The organism is Streptomyces sp. B1I3, assembly GCF_030816615.1.
Classification (GTDB): domain Bacteria; phylum Actinomycetota; class Actinomycetes; order Streptomycetales; family Streptomycetaceae; genus Streptomyces.
Window position 1 is genome coordinate 6,390,977 of sequence record NZ_JAUSYD010000001.1, and the last position, 19,521, is coordinate 6,410,497.

At 71.4% G+C, this 19,521-nt stretch carries 17 protein-coding genes and 1 tRNA gene; 10 read left to right on the plus strand and 8 right to left on the minus strand.

What is annotated here, in order from left to right:
• Nucleotides 1-5: 5 nt before the first annotated feature.
• Together QFZ58_RS29020 and QFZ58_RS29025 are read right to left on the minus strand one after the other, a co-directional pair.
• The gene (locus QFZ58_RS29020) at nt 6-1,403 is read right to left on the minus strand and encodes a GntP family permease (protein ID WP_307127853.1); all 1,398 of its coding nucleotides are present in this window, start codon (nt 1,401-1,403) and stop codon (nt 6-8) included.
• Nucleotides 1,404-1,414: 11 nt separating this feature from the next.
• Nucleotides 1,415-1,924, minus strand: a complete 510-nt coding sequence (locus QFZ58_RS29025) for a gluconokinase (RefSeq protein WP_307127854.1) — start codon at nt 1,922-1,924, stop codon at nt 1,415-1,417.
• A gap of 144 nt (nt 1,925-2,068) precedes the next feature.
• Here QFZ58_RS29025 and QFZ58_RS29030 point away from each other — a divergent pair, with 144 nt between their 5' ends.
• The 3 genes from QFZ58_RS29030 to QFZ58_RS29040 all read left to right on the plus strand — a co-directional run bounded on the left by QFZ58_RS29030 (nt 2,069) and on the right by QFZ58_RS29040 (nt 4,560).
• Nucleotides 2,069-2,770, plus strand: a complete 702-nt coding sequence (locus QFZ58_RS29030; RefSeq protein WP_307127855.1) for a FadR/GntR family transcriptional regulator — start codon at nt 2,069-2,071, stop codon at nt 2,768-2,770.
• Nucleotides 2,771-2,845: 75 nt separating this feature from the next.
• Nucleotides 2,846-3,931, plus strand: coding sequence for an S-(hydroxymethyl)mycothiol dehydrogenase (locus QFZ58_RS29035; protein ID WP_307127856.1), 1,086 nt, complete (start codon nt 2,846-2,848; stop codon nt 3,929-3,931).
• Nucleotides 3,931-4,560 (plus strand): MBL fold metallo-hydrolase, encoded by a 630-nt coding sequence (locus tag QFZ58_RS29040; RefSeq protein ID WP_307127857.1) that lies wholly within the window; start codon nt 3,931-3,933, stop codon nt 4,558-4,560. The genes QFZ58_RS29035 and QFZ58_RS29040 overlap by 1 nt, the downstream gene beginning before the upstream one ends.
• 3 nt (nt 4,561-4,563) lie before the next feature.
• Here QFZ58_RS29040 and QFZ58_RS29045 read toward each other — a convergent pair whose 3' ends face one another.
• Together QFZ58_RS29045 and QFZ58_RS29050 are read right to left on the minus strand one after the other, a co-directional pair.
• The gene (locus QFZ58_RS29045) at nt 4,564-5,523 is read right to left on the minus strand and encodes a pseudouridine synthase (RefSeq protein WP_307127858.1); all 960 of its coding nucleotides are present in this window, start codon (nt 5,521-5,523) and stop codon (nt 4,564-4,566) included.
• 55 nt (nt 5,524-5,578) lie between these two features.
• On the minus strand, nt 5,579-6,937 hold the full coding sequence (locus tag QFZ58_RS29050; protein WP_373428604.1) for an immunoglobulin-like domain-containing protein: 1,359 nt from the start codon (nt 6,935-6,937) through the stop codon (nt 5,579-5,581).
• 177 nt (nt 6,938-7,114) lie between these two features.
• Between QFZ58_RS29050 and QFZ58_RS29055 the strand changes: the two genes are divergently transcribed.
• The 3 genes from QFZ58_RS29055 to QFZ58_RS29065 all read left to right on the plus strand — a co-directional run bounded on the left by QFZ58_RS29055 (nt 7,115) and on the right by QFZ58_RS29065 (nt 12,050).
• Nucleotides 7,115-8,191 (plus strand): rhamnogalacturonan acetylesterase, encoded by a 1,077-nt coding sequence (locus QFZ58_RS29055; RefSeq protein WP_307127859.1) that lies wholly within the window; start codon nt 7,115-7,117, stop codon nt 8,189-8,191.
• A 149-nt stretch (nt 8,192-8,340) separates the two neighbouring features.
• On the plus strand, nt 8,341-9,381 hold the full coding sequence (locus QFZ58_RS29060) for a glycoside hydrolase family 43 protein (protein WP_307127860.1): 1,041 nt from the start codon (nt 8,341-8,343) through the stop codon (nt 9,379-9,381).
• Between the two features lie 116 nt (nt 9,382-9,497).
• Nucleotides 9,498-12,050 carry an alpha-L-arabinofuranosidase C-terminal domain-containing protein gene (locus tag QFZ58_RS29065; protein ID WP_307127861.1) on the plus strand — a complete coding sequence of 851 codons (2,553 nt, stop codon included), beginning with the start codon at nt 9,498-9,500 and terminating at the stop codon, nt 12,048-12,050.
• Between the two features lie 45 nt (nt 12,051-12,095).
• Here QFZ58_RS29065 and QFZ58_RS29070 read toward each other — a convergent pair.
• Nucleotides 12,096-12,183: transfer RNA gene (locus tag QFZ58_RS29070), tRNA-Leu, on the minus strand.
• Between the two features lie 195 nt (nt 12,184-12,378).
• Between QFZ58_RS29070 and QFZ58_RS29075 the strand changes: the two genes are divergently transcribed.
• The 3 genes from QFZ58_RS29075 (at nt 12,379) to QFZ58_RS29085 (ending at nt 15,030) form a co-directional block, all read left to right on the plus strand.
• Nucleotides 12,379-13,713: a M20/M25/M40 family metallo-hydrolase gene (locus QFZ58_RS29075; RefSeq protein WP_307127862.1), complete on the plus strand. Its 1,335-nt coding sequence runs from the start codon at nt 12,379-12,381 to the stop codon at nt 13,711-13,713.
• A 162-nt stretch (nt 13,714-13,875) separates the two neighbouring features.
• Nucleotides 13,876-14,109 (plus strand): chaplin ChpH, encoded by a 234-nt coding sequence (chpH, locus tag QFZ58_RS29080; RefSeq protein WP_307127863.1) that lies wholly within the window; start codon nt 13,876-13,878, stop codon nt 14,107-14,109.
• Nucleotides 14,110-14,247: 138 nt separating this feature from the next.
• Nucleotides 14,248-15,030: a chaplin gene (locus QFZ58_RS29085; protein ID WP_307127864.1), complete on the plus strand. Its 783-nt coding sequence runs from the start codon at nt 14,248-14,250 to the stop codon at nt 15,028-15,030.
• 87 nt (nt 15,031-15,117) lie between these two features.
• Here the strand turns inward: QFZ58_RS29085 and QFZ58_RS29090 are convergent, their stop codons facing one another.
• Nucleotides 15,118-15,306: a DUF5703 family protein gene (locus tag QFZ58_RS29090; RefSeq protein WP_307127865.1), complete on the minus strand. Its 189-nt coding sequence runs from the start codon at nt 15,304-15,306 to the stop codon at nt 15,118-15,120.
• A 47-nt stretch (nt 15,307-15,353) separates the two neighbouring features.
• Between QFZ58_RS29090 and QFZ58_RS29095 the strand changes: the two genes are divergently transcribed.
• On the plus strand, nt 15,354-16,016 hold the full coding sequence (locus QFZ58_RS29095; RefSeq protein ID WP_307127866.1) for a hypothetical protein: 663 nt from the start codon (nt 15,354-15,356) through the stop codon (nt 16,014-16,016).
• A gap of 182 nt (nt 16,017-16,198) precedes the next feature.
• On the opposite strand, the gene QFZ58_RS29100 is transcribed toward QFZ58_RS29095, so the two are convergent.
• Both QFZ58_RS29100 and QFZ58_RS29105 read right to left on the minus strand, forming a co-directional pair.
• On the minus strand, nt 16,199-18,478 hold the full coding sequence (locus QFZ58_RS29100; RefSeq protein ID WP_307127867.1) for a helix-hairpin-helix domain-containing protein: 2,280 nt from the start codon (nt 18,476-18,478) through the stop codon (nt 16,199-16,201).
• A complete protein-coding gene (locus tag QFZ58_RS29105) occupies nt 18,475-19,458 on the minus strand; it encodes an aldo/keto reductase (RefSeq protein WP_307127868.1) in 984 nt (327 codons plus the stop codon). The genes QFZ58_RS29100 and QFZ58_RS29105 overlap by 4 nt, the downstream gene beginning before the upstream one ends.
• Between the last annotated feature and the right edge of the window lie 63 nt (nt 19,459-19,521).

Consider the following 19,521-nt stretch of genomic DNA (forward strand, 5'->3'; position numbering starts at 1 on the left):
GGGGGCTACAACACCAGGGACAGCAGCATGATGAAGCCCAGCGAGACGACGGAGATGATCGTCTCCATCACCGACCAGGTCTTGATCGTCTGCGGGACGTCCATGCCGAAGTACTCCTTCACCAGCCAGAATCCCGCGTCGTTGACGTGGCTGAAGAAGAGCGAACCCGCACCGACCGCGAGGACGAGCAGCGCGACGTGCGACGTCGACAGGTCGGCGGCCAGGGGGGCGACCAGACCGGCCGCCGAGATGGTGGCCACGGTCGCGGAGCCCGTCGCCAGGCGGATCGCGACGGCGATCAGCCAGCCGAGCAGCAGGGCGGGGATCGACCAGTTCTCGGAGAACTCCAGGATCATCTGGCCCACGCCGGCGTCGATGAGGGTCTGCTTGAACCCGCCGCCGGCGCCCACGATCAGGAGGATGCCCGCGATCGGGGCGAGCGACTTCTCGACGGTGACGGAGAGGCGGGCCCTGGTGAAGCCGGCCGCACGGCCCAGGGTGAACATGCCGACGACGACGGCTGCCAGCAGCGCGATCAGCGGCGAGCCGATGACGTCGGTGACCCGCTGGACGTGGTTCTCCGGGTCGTCCACCACGATCTCGACGAGTGCCTTGACCAGCATCAGCACGACGGGCAGCAGGATCGTCGCCAGGGTCGCGCCGAAGCTGGGACGGCGGTCCAGGTCCTCGGACGGACGCTGCGGGACCATCTTCTCCGGCGCCTCGATGTCCACCCAGCGGGCGGCGTAGCGGGAGAAGACCGGACCCGCGATGATCACGGTGGGGACGGCCACCAGCACGCCGAGGGCGAGCGTGACACCCAAGTTGGCACCGAGGGCGTCGATCGCCACCAGCGGGCCGGGGTGCGGGGGGATCAGCCCGTGCATCACGGAGAGACCGGCGAGCGCCGGGATCCCGATCCGCATCAGTGAGTAGTTGCCGCGCTTGGCGACCAGCAGCACCACCGGGATCATCAGCACGATCCCGACCTCGAAGAACAGCGGAAGCCCGATGATCGAGGCGATCAGGACCATCGCCCACGGCATCGCCCGCCCGCTCGCCTTGGCGAGGATCGTGTCGACGATCTGGTCGGCGCCGCCGGAATCGGCGAGCAGCTTGCCCAGGATGGCACCGAGAGCGATGAGCACGCCGACGCCCGCGACGGTCGAACCGAGGCCCGCGGTGAAACTGGCGATCGTCTTCGCCGGGTTGGCCCCGGCGAAGGAGCCGAGGGCGAGCGAGCCGATGGTCAACGCGAGGAACGCGTGCATCTTGAGCTTGGTGATGAGCAGGACGATGACGGCGATGCCCGCCAGGACGGCGATGCCCAACTGGGCGTTGCCGGCCGATGTGATCGGTTCGACTGCATCGGCTGCCAGCATCTCGACGCTGAGACTGGTCACGGTGATGATCCTTAAGAGTCGAGCCGGCGCAGCGCGGCGACGGCCCGTTCGGTGATTTCCTCGGGGGTGCCGGACACGTCGACGGCCACGCCGGCCTCGTCCTCCTGCAGCGGCTGGAGGGTCGCGAACTGGGAGTCGAGGAGGGCGGTCGGCATGAAGTGGCCCTTGCGGTCCGCCATCCGGCGCTCGATGAGCGGCCGGTCGCCGGTCAGATGCAGGAAGACGGCATCCGGGGCCTCGTTCCGCAGCCGGTCGCGGTAGGCCCGCTTGAGCGCCGAACTGCTGACGACCCCGCCGAGCCCCGCCCGGCTGTGCGCCCACTGCCCGATCGCGTCCAGCCAGGGCCAGCGGTCGTCGTCGTCCAGCGGGGTTCCGGCCGACATCTTGGCGATGTTGGCCGGCGGGTGGAAGTCGTCGCCCTCGGCATAGGGGACGCCGAGTGCGGCGGCGAGCAGGGGGCCGATCGTGGTCTTGCCGGTCCCTGCTACGCCCATCACCACGACGACGTGGGGGGTGCTCATTGGTGCCTCGCTGTCTTCATCGACATCGGTCCGCGACATCGGTCCGTCGCGCTACTGAAACGCATTACATACGACTTATTCAAGGGGCTGTGACATAAACGTCGTACTTTTTGTTCCCGGAGGCCGCCCCGTAGGGTTGTGCGCATGACCACACCTGCTCAGGGGCTCCATACGCATGTGCTGGACGCCCTGGGGCTGGAGATCGCCGCGGGTGACTGCCCACCCGGCATGGTCCTGCGCACCGACGAGCTCGCCCAGCGTTTCGACGTGTCACGCACCGTCGTACGCGAAGTGGTCCGCGTCCTGGAATCCATGCACCTGGTCGAGTCCCGGCGCCGCGTCGGGGTCACCGTGCGGCCCACCGAGGAGTGGAACGTCTACGACCCACAGGTCATCCGCTGGCGGCTCGCCGGCTCCGACCGGTCCCGGCAACTACGCTCCCTCACCGTGCTGCGGTCCGCCGTCGAACCCGTCGCCGCGGGCCTCGCGGCCCGTCACGCCACGGCGGAGCAGTGCGCCGCGCTCACGGAGTGCGCCCTCGGCATGGTCGCGACCTCACGCGGCCAGCAACTGGAGGGTTACCTCCGGCACGACATCGCCTTCCACCGCATCGTGCTCAACGCCTCCGGCAACGAGATGTTCGCGCGGCTCGGCGACGTCGTCGCCGAGGTCCTCGCCGGGCGTACCCACCACCAGGTGATGTTCGAGGACCCCGACCCCGCCGCCGTCACCCTCCACGTCCGGCTGGCCGAAGCCGTCCGCGAGGGGGACTCCGGGGCGGCCGAACGGCTGACCAAGGAGATCGCGGTCGGCGCGCTGCACGAACTGGACGTACTGGCCCCGTGAGCGGCGCCCCGCCCGGGTACGGTGGGCGTGTTCGATCTTCGGGACGACGGGGCAGTCGGGATGGGAGACCACGGCATGGCACAGCAGGTACGAGGGGTCATCGCACCGGGGAAGAACGAGCCCGTGCGCGTCGAGACGATCGTGGTGCCGGACCCAGGTCCCGGTGAGGCCGTCGTCAGCATCCAGGCGTGCGGCGTCTGCCACACCGACCTGCACTACAAGCAGGGCGGCATCAACGACGACTTCCCCTTCCTGCTCGGCCACGAGGCCGCGGGTGTCGTGGAGTCGGTCGGCGACGGCGTCACCGACGTGCGGCCGGGCGACTTCGTCGTCCTCAACTGGCGTGCGGTGTGCGGTCAGTGCCGTGCCTGTCTGCGCGGCCGCCCCTGGTACTGCTTCGACACCCACAACGCGAAGCAGAAGATGACCCTCCTGGACGGCACCGAGCTCTCCCCGGCGCTCGGCATCGGGGCCTTCGCCGAGAAGACCCTCGTCGCCGCCGGTCAGTGCACCAAGGTCGACCCGGAGGTCTCCCCGGCCGTCGCCGGACTGCTCGGCTGCGGTGTCATGGCGGGCATCGGCGCCGCCATCAACACCGGCCAGGTCGGCCGCGGCGACTCCGTCGCCGTCATCGGCTGCGGCGGCGTCGGCGACGCGGCGATCGCCGGTGCCCGGCTCGCGGGAGCGGCGAAGATCATCGCGGTCGACATCGACGACCGCAAGCTGGAGACGGCGAGGAGGATGGGCGCCACCCACACCGTCAACTCCCGCTCCGACGACCCGGTCGAGGCCATCCGCGCGCTGACCGGCGGCAACGGCGCCGACGTCGTGATCGAGGCGGTCGGCCGGCCGGAGACGTACAAGCAGGCCTTCTACGCCCGCGACCTCGCCGGCACCGTCGTCCTCGTCGGCGTCCCCACGCCCGAGATGCGGCTCGAACTCCCGCTCCTCGACGTGTTCGGCCGCGGCGGTTCGCTCAAGTCCTCCTGGTACGGCGACTGCCTGCCCTCGCGCGACTTCCCCATGCTCATCGACCTGCACCAGCAGGGCCGCCTCGACCTCGGCGCCTTCGTCACCGAGACCATCCAGCTCGGCGAGATCGAGCAGGCCTTCGCCCGGATGCACGACGGCGACGTCCTGCGCTCGGTGGTGGTCTTCTGATGGCAGCCCGCATCGACCACCTGGTCACCTCCGGAACCTTCGCCCTCGACGGCGGTGAGTGGGACGTCGACAACAACGTCTGGATCGTCGGCGACGACACGGAGGCCGTCGTCATCGACGCCGCCCACGACGCCGCCGCCATCGAGGCCGCACTCGGTGGCCGTACGCTGCGTGCCATCATCTGCACCCACGCGCACAACGACCACATCGACGCGGCCCCGGCCCTCGCCGACGCGACCGGGGCACCGATCCTGCTGCACCCCGACGACCTCGTGCTGTGGCGGCAGACCCACCCGGACCGCACCCCGGACGCGGAACTGGCCGACGGCCAGGAGCTGGAGATCGCCGGCACGCGCCTGACGGTCATGCACACTCCGGGCCATGCCCCGGGAGCCGTCTGCCTGCACGCACCGGAGCTGGCCACCGTCTTCACCGGTGACACCCTCTTCCGGGGCGGGCCGGGCGCCACCGGCCGCTCCTTCTCCCACTTCCCGACGATCGTCGACTCGATCAGGGACCGGCTGCTCTCCCTCCCGCCGGGGACCACCGTCCGCACCGGGCACGGGGACTCCACGACCATCGGCGCCGAGGCCCCGCACCTGGACGAGTGGATCGCCCGCGGGCACTGACGGTCAGAGGGCGTCCGGGGCGTCCGGGGCGTCCGGCCACGCGGTGAGCCGCTGTCCGCTCTCGAAGCGGCGCGGCTCACCCGTGACCGGATCGGTGAACTCGAGCACCCTCGCGACCAGTTGGAGCGGGCGGAGGTAGTCCCCGGGGCCGGGCTCGGGCTCCACCACCGGATAGACCGGATCGTTCACCAGCGGCAGCCCCAGTGCGTTCATGTGGACCCGCAGCTGATGGGTGCGCCCGGTGGTGGGCAGCAGCCGGTAGCGGCCGAGCCCACCCCTGTGCTCCAGCAGCTCGATCCTGCTCTCGCTGTTGGCCTCGCCCGGCTCCTCGCGCGCCGCGATGACCCCGCGTTCCTTGACGATCCGGCTGCGCACGGTGCGGGGGAGCGCGAGCTCCGGGTCGTACGGTGCCACCGCTTCGTACTCCTTGCGTACCAGCCGGTCCCGGAACAGCGTCTGGTACGCGCCCCGGTCCTCGGCCCGTACGACGCAGAGCACCAGGCCGGCGGTCAGCCGGTCCAGCCGGTGCGCGGGCTGCAGCTCCGGCAGCTCCAGCCCGTCGCGCAGCCGCGCGACCAGGGTCTGGGTGACGTGCCGGCCACGCGGGGTGGTGGCCAGGAAATGCGGCTTGTCCGCGATCACCAGGCGGTCGTCGCGGTGGACGACGCCCACGGGGAAGGGCACCGGCTCCTCGGGCGCGAAGTCACGGTGGAACCAGAGGTGGCGCCCGGCCGTGTACGGCTCGTCCGCCCGCACCGCACCGCCGTCCGCACCGACGAACCTGCCCTCGGCCAGCATCGCGTCCACCCTCCCGGCGCCGATCGCCCCCGCGAACCGGTGCAGCAGGTGGTCCCGGACGGTGGGCCAGGCCCCGGCCGGATCCGCCGGGAACCGCACCCGCACCGGGTCGACACCCGCGCGCTGGGGGAGCGGGGCGGCGGGCGGTTTCGCCCGTCCTCTCATCGCATGGGTCCTTGTCACCGGAGGGGGCCCGGTACGGACGGGCGCAGCCCCTTCATCATCCCATCGGCGTGTGCGCCCGCAGCAACCGCTCGTACTCCTGCCGCGTGACCGGCAGTACCGTGCCGTGGCGGGCGCCCGCCGGGAGGGAGTAGTCGGTGGCCATCGTCCACCGCCCCGAATCGAGATCGGTGCTCTCGAAGGGGACATAGCCCCGCCCGCCGAACTCGTCGATGAGCAGGTACCACTTCGCCTCGGTGCCGGACGCGAAGACCGCGGGTCCCTCACCACGCTCGACCGCGCCCTTCCCGACGCAGTCGGCGACGAAGTCGTAGGCCCCTGAGGTCAGCTCCCGCGACTTCTCCACGGTGATGAACTTGGAACAGGGCGTGTCCGACGAGGGGTTCCGCTCGTCCTTCGTGAACCGGTAGTAGCTGCCGTCGTGGCGGATCACGGTCGAGTCGATCACCGAATAGCCGGGGTCGTGCCACACGGCCGGCTCGCTGAAGGTGCGGAAGTCGCGTGTGGTCGCGTACATCATCTTGTTGTAGGTGCTGCCGGTGTGCCCCGGGTCGTCGGCCGCGTAGAGCTTCGAGGCCCAGAAGACGACGTACGAGCCGAGCTCCTCGTCGTAGTACGCCTCCGGCGCCCAGGCGTTTCCGGCGGTCCGCGGTGCCACCTCGACCAGGCGCTGATCCGTCCAGTGCACCAGGTCCGTCGACTCCCAGACCATGACGGACCGGCTGCCGGTGCGCTGCACCTGGTCCCAGCTACCGCCGCTTCCCCCGTACATCCGCAGGTCGGTGGCGATCTGGAAGAACCTGTCGCCCTCGGGGGAGCGGATGACGAACGGGTCGCGCAGCCCACCGGTGCCGAGCTCCGAGGTGAGCACCGGTTGGCCGCCGTTCAGCTCCTGCCAGTGCAGCGCGTCGTCGCCCCGGCTGAGCGCCATCCGGATCTGCTCCCCGTCCGCGGTCCCCTCGCCGGTGAAGTAGCTCATGGCGTAGGCGGCGAACGGCTGCTTCCGCGGCAGCTCGCGCACCGACGCGGTGAAGGCCCGGGTCGCGACGGCCCGGCCGCGGGTGTCGGTCGCGGTCAGCCGCACCCTCTCCGGGCCCTTCCCCCGCGCCGGGCGGTGCACGACGCCGGCCGGACCGATGACGGCGGGCCTGGAGGAAGCCCAGGTCACGGCCGTGCCGAGGGCCCCGGCGGCCGGCAGTGTCAGATTGCCCCGTACGTCGTCGAGCCCGTGCACCGTGAGCTCGGCGGCGGCCCGGGTGGTGGCGCGGACATCACCGGCTCCCACGGACCCGGTGCCCGGCGCTCCGGCGTGCGCGGAGCCGCCCGGCAGGGCGAGCAGGCCGAGGACCAGTGACAGGACGGGGACCAGGGCCTTCCGCATGAGGAGTGGACGCATGACTCTCCCGACATCGCGTTCGGTATACCGGACGTTGTTCGTGAAATCGGCCCGACGCTAAGGGGGCCGGCGCAGGGCGTCAAGCGTCTCGACGAAAGTGCCCGTTCCGTAGAAAGCGCTTGCCGGAGGCGCTAGGGTCTCTGCCCGTTGAATCCATTCAATACGGAGGAGTCCGCCATGCGCCGAACCGGTACCGCGTTACTGGCAGCCCGTGCCACCGTCGCAGCCCTGACCGCCGTGGCCGCCCTGACCGCCGTCGCCGCAGTGCCGGCCCGGGCGCAGGGCCGCGTCCCCGGCGGGAACGGCCTCGGCCACTGCACCGGCACCGCCCCCGTCGTCTGCCACCTCGACGTCGCCCCCGGGACCTATCGCGTCCGGGTCCTGCTCGGAGGGGGTGCTGGAGCGGGCGCCACCGCCGTCACCGCCGAGACCCGCAGGGCGATGCTCGCCGAGACGCCGAACGCCGCGGGCGAGACGGTCCGGCGCGGCTTCACCGTGGACGTCCGCGATCCCGAGGGCGAGCCCACCGGGGCCACCGGCAACCCCGGCCTCGACCTCGCCTTCGGAGGAACGGCCCCACAGCTCGCCGCCCTCCAGGTCGAACGCGTCCGTACGCCGCAGATCCTGCTCGCGGGCGACTCCACCGTCTGCGACCAGGCCGGCGAACCGTACACGGGCTGGGGGCAGCGGCTCCCGCAGTACCTCACCGAGCGGGTGTCCGTCGCCAACTACGCGGACTCCGGCGAGGGTTCACAGTCGTTCCGGGACAACCCGGCGCTCTTCCCCGCCCTGCGCTCCCGCATCCACCGCGGAGACCTCGTCCTCGTCCAGCTCGCCCACAACGACAAGCAGACCGACCGCGACACCTACCGGGCCAACCTCACGGCGATGATCGAGGGCGTACGCGCCGAGGGTGGCAGGCCCGTCCTCGTCACCCCGATCGTCCGCCGCTGGTTCAACCCCGACGGCACGCTGGACAACGGCACCGCGCTGCTCGTCAACGGCCTGGGCGTGGACCTGCCCGCCGAGGTGCGCGGCCTCGCCGCCGAGCAGGGCACCCCCCTCGTCGACCTCACGGCCCTGACCAGGGCCAGGGTCGAGGAGCTCGGCCCCGAAGGGTCCAAGGCCCTCTACCTCTACGACGAGAAGCGCGACAACACCCACACCTCGGTGCGCGGAGCCACCGAGTACGCCGCGCTCGTCCTCGGCGAACTGCGGGCTCAGAAGCTGCTCCCGTCGCGCTCGTTCCGCTGAATCCGTCTTCGGTCGAACCGCGACCGCTGAATCCGTTCCCGGTCGAACCGCGACCGCAGAATCCGTTCCCCGGTCGAGCCGCGACCGCTGAATCCGTTCCCGGCCGGAATGCGACCGGGAACCCCGTTGCCACGCGAGAGGTGATAACCGTGAGTCGAGCCGAAGTGCCCAACCGCAGAACCGTGCTCAGGGGTGCCCTGGCCGCAGGGGCCCTCACCGCCGTACCCGCCACCGCCGCCCAGGCCGCGGCGCCGCGAGCCCCGTACCGCAACCCGCTGGTCGAGCAGCGCGCCGACCCGCACATCACGCGGCACACCGACGGCCGCTACCACTTCACCGCCACCGTCCCCGAGTACGACCGGATCATCCTGCGTTCCTCCCGTACCCTCCGCGGTCTGGGCACCGCCGAGGAGTCGGTGATCTGGACCAGGCACACCACCGGCGACATGGCCGCCCACATCTGGGCGCCGGAACTCCACCACATCCGCGGCAGGTGGTACGTCTACTTCGCCGCGGCCCCTGCCGACGACATCTGGAAGATACGTATCTGGGTGCTGGAGAACGCGAGCCCCGACCCTCACCGCGGCAGCTGGACCGAGAAGGGGCAAATCGCCACGGCCTGGGACACCTTCTCCCTCGACGCCCACACCTTCACCCACGGCGGCGACCGCTACCTCGCCTGGGCCCAGCACGAGCCCGGACTGGACAACAACACCGGGATCTTCCTCTCCCGGATGGCGGACCCCTGGACCCTCACGGGGCCCCAGGTCCGCCTCAGCACGCCCGAGTACGACTGGGAATGCGTGGGCTTCAAGGTCAACGAGGGTGCCGCGGTCATCAAGCGGAACGGCCGCGTCTTCATGACGTACTCCGCGAGCGCGACGGACGCCAACTACTGCATGGGCCTGCTCAGCGCGGACGCCCGCAGCGACCTGATGGACCCGGCTTCCTGGGTCAAGTCTCCGGAGCCCGTCTTCGCCGGCAGCGAGGAGACGGGCCAGTACGGCACCGGCCACAACTGTTTCACCGTCGCGGAGGACGGCCGCACGGATGTGCTCGTCTACCACGCCAGGCCGTACAAGGAGATCACCGGCGACCCTCTGCACGATCCCAACCGGCACACCCGCATCCAGCGGTTCGGCTGGCGGCCGGACGGCACACCGGACTTCGGCGTCCCGGTGCGCTCCTGAGGGGCCGTCCCGGCCGGTTCCGGCGAGGGCGTTGACGCACGGCCCCGCCCTGCCTATCTTTCGTTCGAAGTTCTGGGCAGCGTCCGATATATCGAACATTTAACCCTGGAGCGTCCATGCCGCACCCGCACCTGTGGCCGAGACTCACCGTCCCGGTCGTCGCCCTCCTGCTCGGCACGCTGGTGGCAGCACCCACCCGCGCAGCCGACGGCCCACCCGTGGCGGAGGCGACCGACTACTCCCTCACCGTCCACCCCGAGCGCACGGGCCCCGCCATCAGCGCGTCGATGTACGGCGTCTTCTACGAGGACATCAACCACGCGGCGGACGGCGGTCTCTACGCCGAGCTCGTCCAGAACCGCTCCTTCGAGTACGACCGCGCCGACAACGCCGCGTACTCACCCATGACCGCCTGGAGCGAAGCCGCCGTGGCGGGCGGCACGGGACACGCCGTGACCGTCGACGACGAGCAGCGCCTCGGCGAACGCAACCGGCGCTACCTGCGCCTCGACCTCGCCGGGACGGGAGAACGCGGGGCCGGCTTCGGCGTCAGCAACTCCGGCTACAACCAGGGCCTGACCCTGCGCAAGGGCGAGCGCTACGACTTCTCCGTCTGGGCCCGCACGGACCGTCCCGCGGGGACCGCCCTGACCGTCGGCGCCACCACGGCGGACGGCACCGCGCTCGCGACGCCGCTGCGCGTCACGGCCCGAGGCGACCGCTGGAAGAAGTACACCGGCACGTTCACCGCCCGCACCTCGGCTGCGGACGGCCGGCTGACCGTCACGGCGGGCGGCAGCGGCACCGTACGGCTCGACATGATCTCGCTCTTCCCCCACGACACGTACAAGGGCCGGGCCAACGGCCTGCGCAAGGACCTCGCGGAGAAGACCGCCGCGCTCGACCCGGGCTTCCTGCGCTTCCCCGGCGGCTGTCTCGTCAACACCGGCAGCCACGAGGCCTACGAGGCACCCGGCTGGGAGCGGAAGCGCTCCTACCAGTGGAAGGAGACCATCGGACCGGTCGAGCAGCGCCCCGTCAACGCCAACTTCTGGGGCTACAACCAGACCTACGGCCTCGGCTACTACGAGTACTTCCAGTTCGCCGAGGACATCGGGGCGATGGCCCTGCCGGTCGTGCCCGCCCTCGTCACCGGATGCGGCCAGAACAAGGCGACCGACGACCCCGCCCTGCTGCGCCGGCACATCCAGGACACCCTCGACCTGATCGAGTTCGCCAACGGCCCGGCCGGCTCCACCTGGGGCGCGAAACGGGCCGCGATGGGCCACCGCGCGCCGTTCGGACTCACCCACATCGAGGTCGGCAACGAGGAGAACCTCCCCGAGGAGTTCCTCGCCCGCTTCACGGAGTTCCGCACGGCCATCGAGGCCCGGTACCCGGACATCACCGTCATCAGCAACTCCGGCCCGGACGACAGCGGCAGCACCTTCGACCGCGCCTGGCAGCTCAACCGCGACGCGGGCGTCGCCATGGTGGACGAGCACTACTACAACAGCCCGCAGTGGTTCCTGGAGAACAACGGGCGTTACGACACCTACGACCGCAAGGGCCCGAAGGTGTTCCTCGGCGAATACGCCTCGCTCGGCAACCGCTTCTCCAACGCCCTCGCAGAAGCCGCCTACATGACGGGCCTGGAACGCAACGCCGACGTCGTGGAGCTCGCCTCCTACGCCCCGCTGTACGCGGACACGAACGACGCCCAGTGGCGGCCGGACATGATCTGGTTCGACAACGAGCGGTCGTGGGGATCGGCGAACTACGAGGTCCAGAAGCTCTTCATGAACAACGTCGGCGACCGTGTCGTCCCGAGCACCGCTTCCCCGACGCCCGCCACCACCGCGCCGATCACCGGCGCCGTCGGCCTGTCGACATGGGCCACCAGCGCCGCGTACGACGACGTCGAGGTCACGGGCCAGGACGGCGCACAACTGCTGAGCGACGACTTCTCCGGCGGGGACGCGCAGTGGACGAAGGCGGCGGGCCGTGGCACCTGGGCCGTCCAGGACGGGGCCTACGTCCAGTCCGACGAGAGCGCGGAGGACACCCTGGTCACGGCAGGGGACGCCGGCTGGCAGAACTACGACCTCAAGGTCAAGGCCACGAAGAAGGCCGGTAAGGAGGGCTTCCTCGTCGCCTTCGGGGTCAGGGACACCGGCAACAAGTACTGGTGGAACCTCGGCGGCTGGAACAACACCCGCTCCGCGGTGGAGAAGACCGTGGACGGCGCCAACCAGACGATGACCGAGGACGCCACCCGGATCGAGACGGGGCGTACGTACGACCTCGAGATCCGGGTACGCGGCCGGCAGGTCGCGCTGCTCCTCGACGGGAAGCAGTGGGGCGCCTTCACCGACGACAAGCCGGCCGAGCCCTTCCGCCAGGTGGTCACCGAGGACAAGGCCACCGGCGAGCTCGTGGTCAAAGTGGTCAATGCCCAGGCGTCGGACACCAGGACCCGGATCGACCTGGGGGCGAAGCCCGGCTCACCGGTCGCCCGCCTGACCACGCTCCAGGCGGCTCCGGACGCCGTGAACACCGCGGAGGACCGGCCGGTGGCTCCTCGGAGATCGACCCTGCGCGTCGACGGACGTGTGCTCACCCATACGTTCCCGGCGCACTCCGTGACCTTCCTGCGCATCAAGGAGTAGGGCGGGAAAAGCAAAAACCCCCAGGGCGACCTGGGGGTTTTTCGCTGGTGTCCGAGGGGGGACTTGAACCCCCACGCCCGATAAAGGGCACTAGCACCTCAAGCTAGCGCGTCTGCCATTCCGCCACCCGGACAAGGTGTCTGTCTCGCGGGCCCCTGGCCCGTTCCGACGTGGAAAACCATAGCAAACATTCAGGGGTGCTCGATCACGCCCCAGATGACGCCCAGGCTCGTGAACGGCGCATGACGGGGCGCGGCCGGTCTTGGGTGCGCGGGGCGGGCGCGCGAGGATGAGGGGGAGCACCACCGCGACAGTGGGAGGAAACAGCATGAGCGAGGCCGACGCGGCCCGGACCGGCATCGGTGAGTCCGCCGAGAAAGAGGTCGTCGACCTCTGCCGTGACCTGATCCGGATCGACACCAGCAATTACGGCGACCACTCCGGACCCGGGGAGAGGATCGCCGCCGAGTACATCGCCGAGAAGCTCGCCGAGGTCGGGCTGGAGCCGAAGATCATCGAGTCCCACAAGGGCCGGGCCTCCACCGTGGCCCGGATCGAGGGCGAGGACCCCTCCAAGCCCGCGCTGCTGATCCACGGGCACACCGACGTGGTGCCGGCCAACGCGGCGGACTGGACCCACGACCCGTTCTCCGGGGAGATCGCGGACGGCTGCGTGTGGGGTCGCGGCGCGGTCGACATGAAGGACATGGACGCCATGACCCTGGCGGTCGTCCGTGACCGGATGCGCAGCGGCCGCAAGCCCCCGCGCGACATCGTGCTGGCCTTCCTCGCCGACGAGGAGGCGGGCGGCACGTACGGCGCACGCCATCTCGTGGACCACCACCGGGACCTCTTCGACGGGGTGACCGAGGCGATCGGCGAGGTCGGCGGCTTCTCGTTCACCGTCAACGAGAACCTGCGCCTCTACCTGGTGGAGACCGCGCAGAAGGGCATGCACTGGATGCGGCTCACCGTGGACGGCACCGCCGGGCACGGCTCGATGACCAACGACGACAACGCGATCACCGAGCTCTGCGAGGCCGTCGGCCGGCTGGGCCGCCACACCTGGCCGGTGCGGATGACCAAGACCGTACGGTCCTTCCTCGACGAGCTGTCCGACGCCCTGGGCACCCCGCTCGACCCGGAGGACATGGAGGCGACGCTCGCCAAGCTCGGCGGGATCGCCAAGATGATCGGCGCCACCCTGCGCAACTCCGCGGCGCCCACCATGCTCGGCGCCGGTTACAAGGTGAACGTGATCCCAGGACAGGCCACCGCGCACGTGGACGGGCGCTTCCTGCCCGGCCACGAGGACGAGTTCCTGGCCGACCTCGACCGCATTCTCGGTCCGCGCGTGAAGCGGGAGGACGTGCACGGTGACAAGGCCCTGGAGACCACCTTCGACGGCTCCCTCGTGGACGCCATGCAACTGGCGCTGAAGGCCGAGGACCCGATCGCCCGCGCAGTGCCCTACATGCTCTCCGGCGGTACCGACGCGAAGTCGTTCGACGACCTCGGCATCCGCTGCTTCGGTTTCGCCCCGCTCAAGCTGCCGCCGGAGCTGGACTTCGCCGGGATGTTCCACGGGGTGGACGAGCGGGTGCCGGTGGACGGCCTGACCTTCGGTGCACGGGTGCTCGACCGGTTCATCGACCACGCGTGAACGGGCGGCCACGTCCGCCACTTTCCGTACCGGAATTCGCCAGCGCGTGCGACGTGACTGGAAAGGGTGAAAGGCGTCGCGCACTCGTAGCCCCGCCATCCCCTCCTCGTTACAGGTGATGCGGTCCGCGGCTGGGACCGCACTTGTCAACCAGGAGGAATTATGATCAAGAAGGTCGTCGCAATCGCGGCAGCTACCGGTGGTCTCGTGCTCGCGGGTGCGGGTATGGCGTCCGCCGACGCCGGTGCCCAGGGTGCCGCCATCGGCAGCCCCGGCGTGCTCTCGGGCAACGTCATTCAGGTGCCGGTCCACATTCCGGTGAACGTGTGCGGCAACACGATCAACGTGATCGGGCTGCTGAACCCCGCCTTCGGCAACGTCTGCATCAACGACTGACGTTGCGAAGTCAACCCGTAAGGGTGTGAGTCCGGTCGGCCCCGGAGTGCGCGCCATGCACTCCGGGGCCGCTGGGCATTCGGCCCCCGCACGGTGGTGTCGGGGCATTTCGGCAGGCAGAAGGCAGGAAAGCAACCTATGCGACAGGTCACACGTAAAGGCCTGATCACCATGGCAGCCGCGGGCGGAGTGCTCGCGCTCGGTGGCGGCTACGCACACGCCGACGCGGGAGCGGCCGGCGGCGCGTCGAACTCACCGGGAGTGCTCTCGGGGAATTCGATCCAGATTCCGGTCGATGTACCCGTCAATGTGTGCGGGAACTCCGTGGACGTCGGTGGTCTGCTCAACCCCACGGGCGGTAACGACTGCGGAAACGGCGCTGCGAGCGCCGCGCACGAGCAGACGTCGGACAGTTCCCCGTCCGGTCACGGCTCCGGCAGCTCGGCCCCTGGCGGCCACGGCTCAGCCAGCTCGGCCTCCGGCGGCCACGGTTCCGGACACGAGGCCCGGGACAGCGGAGCGGGAACCGGCAGGCACCGCGCCTCCGGCACCTCGGCACAGGCGGAGACGACCGGTTCGCCCGGCATCCTCTCCGGCAACCAGGTGCAGGTGCCGGTGGAGATCCCCGTGAACGTCTGCGGCAACAGCATCACCATCGGCGGTCTGCTCAACCCGGTCTTCGGCAACAGCTGCGAGAACGACACGGAGGCGCCCCCGCCCGTCGTGCCGCAGACGCCGCACACCCCCGGAAAGCCGATTGCTCCGCACACGCCGCAGGCTCCCGAGCCCCAACTGCTGCCGGGCGAGCAGCTCGCCCAGACGGGCGCCGGAGGGCTCGGCCTGCTGGTTCCGGCGAGCGCCGGACTGCTGCTCGCGGGTGCGGGCACGGTCCTGTACCGGCGCTCGCGCAGCGCCGCGTAACGACGGCACCCGGAACGGCACCGCCGCCCGGGTGTGCCGGGCGCGGAGGAGGAGAGCGGGTTCCGCGGGTGCGGGGCCCGCTCCGTCCTACCAGGTGGCCCGGAGCTGGCGGATGATCCGGCGGCGCAACCGCACACGGCGACTGCCGTCGAAGCGCAGCGTCAATCGGTCCAACTCCCAGTGCCCGTACTCGGCATGGTCGGTCAGCAGGCGGGTCGCCTCCTTACGGGACACCCCGCGCGGCACGTACACGTCGACAAATTCGTATTCCGGCATCGCATCTATTGTGCAAGCAGAGCCCTGGTACGGATAGCGTCTGCACTATGTCTGATGCTGCGCAGCCCACCGCTGCCGAGGTACGCGCCGCCGCCGATGCAGTCAAAACCGCGCTCGACCGCCACCTCGAGGCCGTCGAACGCCGTACCGGGGACGACGACCCCGCCGTCTACGACGCGTTCAACGCACTGGCCGCCGCGGCCGAGGTCTACGACGAACTCCTCTACGACCGCTACGACGAGGTCACCCCCTTCGAGATCCCCGGCGCCGAGGATTCCCTGCCGCCGTACGCCGGTCCGGAGGAGCCGCACGCCCTCAGCGTGCTGATCAGGCGCGACTACGCGGTCGCGGAACCCTCGCGGTTGCTCGCCCAGGCACAGCGGCTCGCCGACCTGGATCCGGACAGCCAGGACGGCGGCGTGGCATCGGTGCCCGGCATTGGGGTGCATGCCGCGCTGGGCGTGCTCTTCGGGGAGTACGAGGCGGACGAGATCGCCTCACGGCACAAGGAGTTCGGACTGGAGGAGGGGGACTCCACCCTCTGGGTGACCGCGGCCGAAGAACTGCCGGAGCCCGGAGAGTGGCTCGCGGAGCCGTTCGAGGACGCGGACCCCTCGCTGGTGGTCTGCCGCTTCGACGTCAGCTCGGTCTTCGACGAGGACGACGGGCCGGACGGGGATCCGGAAGGCTCCGCCACGGACCGTTCCTGACGCCCCGGCGCCGCGGCCCAACCGACTGACACCGTCCGCCGGAGGGACCTGCCGGCACCGCCCTGGGGCGGTACCGGCCTGGCACGGCTGCCGGCCCCGGAGCGCTGCGCTCCGGGGCCGGCAGCCGTGCCAGACGGCTCCGGCAGACGCCGGGCGGGGGGGGGGGGGGGGGGGGGGGGGGCTCAGAGGGCGTCGGGGGCCTGCTGGGCCTCCAGGAGGGGGCGCAGCCGGGTCGTCCGCTCCTGGGCCGGGATCGCGGCCACGGCGTGCGGCAGTGCCTGATCCACCCCGTGCACCACGGACAGGTGCCGCTCGCCACGGCTGAACGCGGTGTACACCCAGGGCCGGCTCAGCGCCTGGGCGGCGTCACCGGGCAGCACGACCACCACGGCGGGCCAGCGCATCCCGGCCGCCTGATGGGCGCTGAGCGCCCAGCCGTGCCGCACCGAGGACTCCACGCGGTCCGGGGGCACGAGGACACCGGCGCCCGCGCACTCCAGGTGCAGCCCCTCGGCGTCGGCCGAGACCACCGAGCCGGGAACCGCCCTTCCAGGTGCCGGGACATGGACCACCCGGTCACCGGGGTCGAATCCGCCGAACCGGCCCGGGCCCGGATTGAGCCGCTGCTTGAGCGCCGCGTTGAGTGCCGTGGTGCCCGCCGGGCCGCCGTGTCCGACCGTGATCACCTGGGTGTCCGACGCGGGCACGCCGATGACCCGCGGCACCGAATCGGCGACCAGTTGCACCGTGCGGTGGACGGCCTCGCCCGCGTCACGGACGGGCACGATCACGACCTCCTTGCCGGGTGCGTCGACCTGGCCGAGCTCACCGATGCCGACACCCGACACCAGCTCGCCGATCGGTCCGGGGTCGGGGGTGCGCGACACGACCTGCGGGCAGGACCGGGCCGCCAGGACGTCCCCGAACACGCGCCCCGCGCCGGCGGACCCCAGCACGCCCGGATCACCGCTGAGCACCAGCCGCGTCCCGTCGGCGAGGGATTCCACCAGCATCGCCGCCGCCTCCACGTCGAGCTGAGGAGCGTCCAGGACGACCAGCAGGTCGATCGCGAGCGCCCCGTCCGCGTCCCTGCCCGGCTCCGCGGCACCGGAGAGCAGGTCCCACAGAGTGACGGCCACCTGCGGGTCACCGGCCGCGGCGGCCAGCCTGCGCCGGCCGTCCTCGCTGTGGGTGGTGCCGAGGGCCCGCAGTCCCAGGCCCCCGGCCGCGGCGAGCAGGGCGGCGGGCTCGCCGCGGGCGCTCTCACCGCCGCTGTGGACGACCAGTCCGGCGCCCGCGACCGTCCGGATCAGCTCGCCCGCCGAGGGAGACGGGGCGGCAGCGGCTGCCTCCGCCCAGTCGGCTTCCTTCTCGCAGCTGTTGACCAGCCGCGCCAGGCCGTCCGCGAGGCTCTCCTCGGCCAGGGCGTACCGGTCGAGGCCGAGCAGGACCCGTACGGGCTCCTCCCCGTCCCGTGAGCCGTCCGGTGAGCCGTCCCCCGAGCCGTCCTGAGTGCCGTCGCCGGCGCTCCCGGAGGCCGGCCCCTCGGGTCCGGAGGCGTCCGAGGTCTCCCCGGCGTCGACGCCGTCCTGGAAGACGAGCACGACACCTTCGGACACGGCGTGCCCAACGGCCGCCCCGGGATCGGTCACCGCGTGCTCGGCGAGTGCGGCGCGCACCTGGGAGGCGTCCAGCGCGGTGTGGCCCCTCAGCGCGGCCCGCTCCAGCAGCCAGCCCACGAGCGCGGCCGTGCGCCGCCCGTCGTCCGGACCGCACTCGGCGCCCAGCAGGGCCCTCGCGAAGCCGTCGGCCTGCTCCGGACGGACGCCGGGCACGGACAACAGCTGCCAGGGATCCGCACGCAGGATCCCGGCGGCCTGTTCACCGAGTGCCGCGGCCGCCGGGCGGGCCAGGGACTCGGGGGCCCCGCCTTCGGCGAGCACCGCAGCGACGGAGGCCGCCGCTTCCGGGGAGGCGCTCCGCGCGCCGGCCTGCCCGGTGGACGGGGGAGGGGGCGATGACGGCCGTGCGGGCGGGGGCGCCGGGGTGGCGCGGCGGGGCGTGGGCGCCGACGCGGGCGAGTCGAAGAAGGCGGTGCCCGCCTTCTCGCCGCTCTCCACGGCCCGCACGGCCGCGAGCAGATCGGCGGCCGGACCGCTCAGCTTCGCACCGGCCGCGACGGGCCCCGCCTTCTCGGCCTTGCGCTTCTCGATCCGCTCATGGAGCTCGCGCTGGGCGGCAAGCTCCAACTCCGCCTCCGAGGGCGCGGGATTCGCGGCGTCGGCGACCTGCTCGGCCGCCGGGGCCTCCGCGCCCTCGGACGGCTGCTCAGCAGCGCCTTCGCCGGGTGTGCCGGCGGCGGCGGCCTCCGGACCCGCGTCCTCGCGGACTTCGCGGTCCCCGCGGTCCTCGTCGTTCTCGGCCGCGGGGTCCGGGGACTCGCCCCGGGGAAGCGCAGTCACAGCGTGCTCCAGTCCTGGTCGGGATAGCGGTGCACGGGCGCCGACACGTCGTCGAGCGCCTGGCAGATCTCGTCAGGAAGACTAAGCGCCTCCACTGACAACGCCTCGCTCAGCTGCCGCGCGTTCCGCGCGCCGACGACCGGGGCCACCACTCCCGGGCGGTCCCGCACCCAGGCGAGCGCGACGAGGAGTGCCGTCGTGGCGAGGCCGTCCGCGGCCGTGGCCACCGCGTCCACGATCCTGCTCGCCGCGTCGTCGAGGTACGGCTCGACGAACGGAGCCAGCACCTCGGAGGCGCCGCGCGAGTCGGACGGGGTACCCGTGCGGTACTTTCCGGTCAGCACCCCGCGGCCCAGGGGGGACGACGGCAGCAGCCCCACCCCCAGGTCCAGTGCGGCCGGCAGCACCTCGCGCTCGACGCCCCGCTGCAGGAGTGAGTACTCCATCTGCGTACTCGCGAGCCGGGTCCGGAGCCCGGGGGAGGCGAGCTGCCAGGTGGCCGCCTTCGCCAGCTGCCAGCCGCTGAAGTTCGACACGCCCGCGTACCGGACACGGCCCGACGAGACGGCCAGGTCCAGTGCCTGCAGGGTCTCGTCCAGCGGTGTCACCGGGTCGAAGGCGTGGATCTGCCAGAGGTCGACGTAATCCGTCCCCAGGCGCTCCAGGGAGGCGTCGAGGGCGGCGAGCAGATGGCCGCGCGACCCGTCGAAGCGGCGGTACGGGTCGGGCACGCTGCCCGCCTTGGTGGCGATGACCAGATCCTGTCGCGGAACGAGGTTGCCCAGGAGCCGCCCCAGCAGGTATTCGGCCTCTCCGCCGCCGTAGACGTCGGCCGTGTCGACGAGGGTGCCACCGGCGTCCCAGAAGGCTTTCAGCTGTTCGGCAGCGTCGTGCTCGTCGGTGTCCCGGCCCCACGTGAGGGTGCCGAGCCCGATCCGGGACACGCGAAGGCCGGTACGGCCCAGATACCTCTGCTCCATGGGCGCTGAGATTACTGGCCAAGGGCGCACGGGGTGGCAGCCTGTGGACAGGGCGGCGGCCGG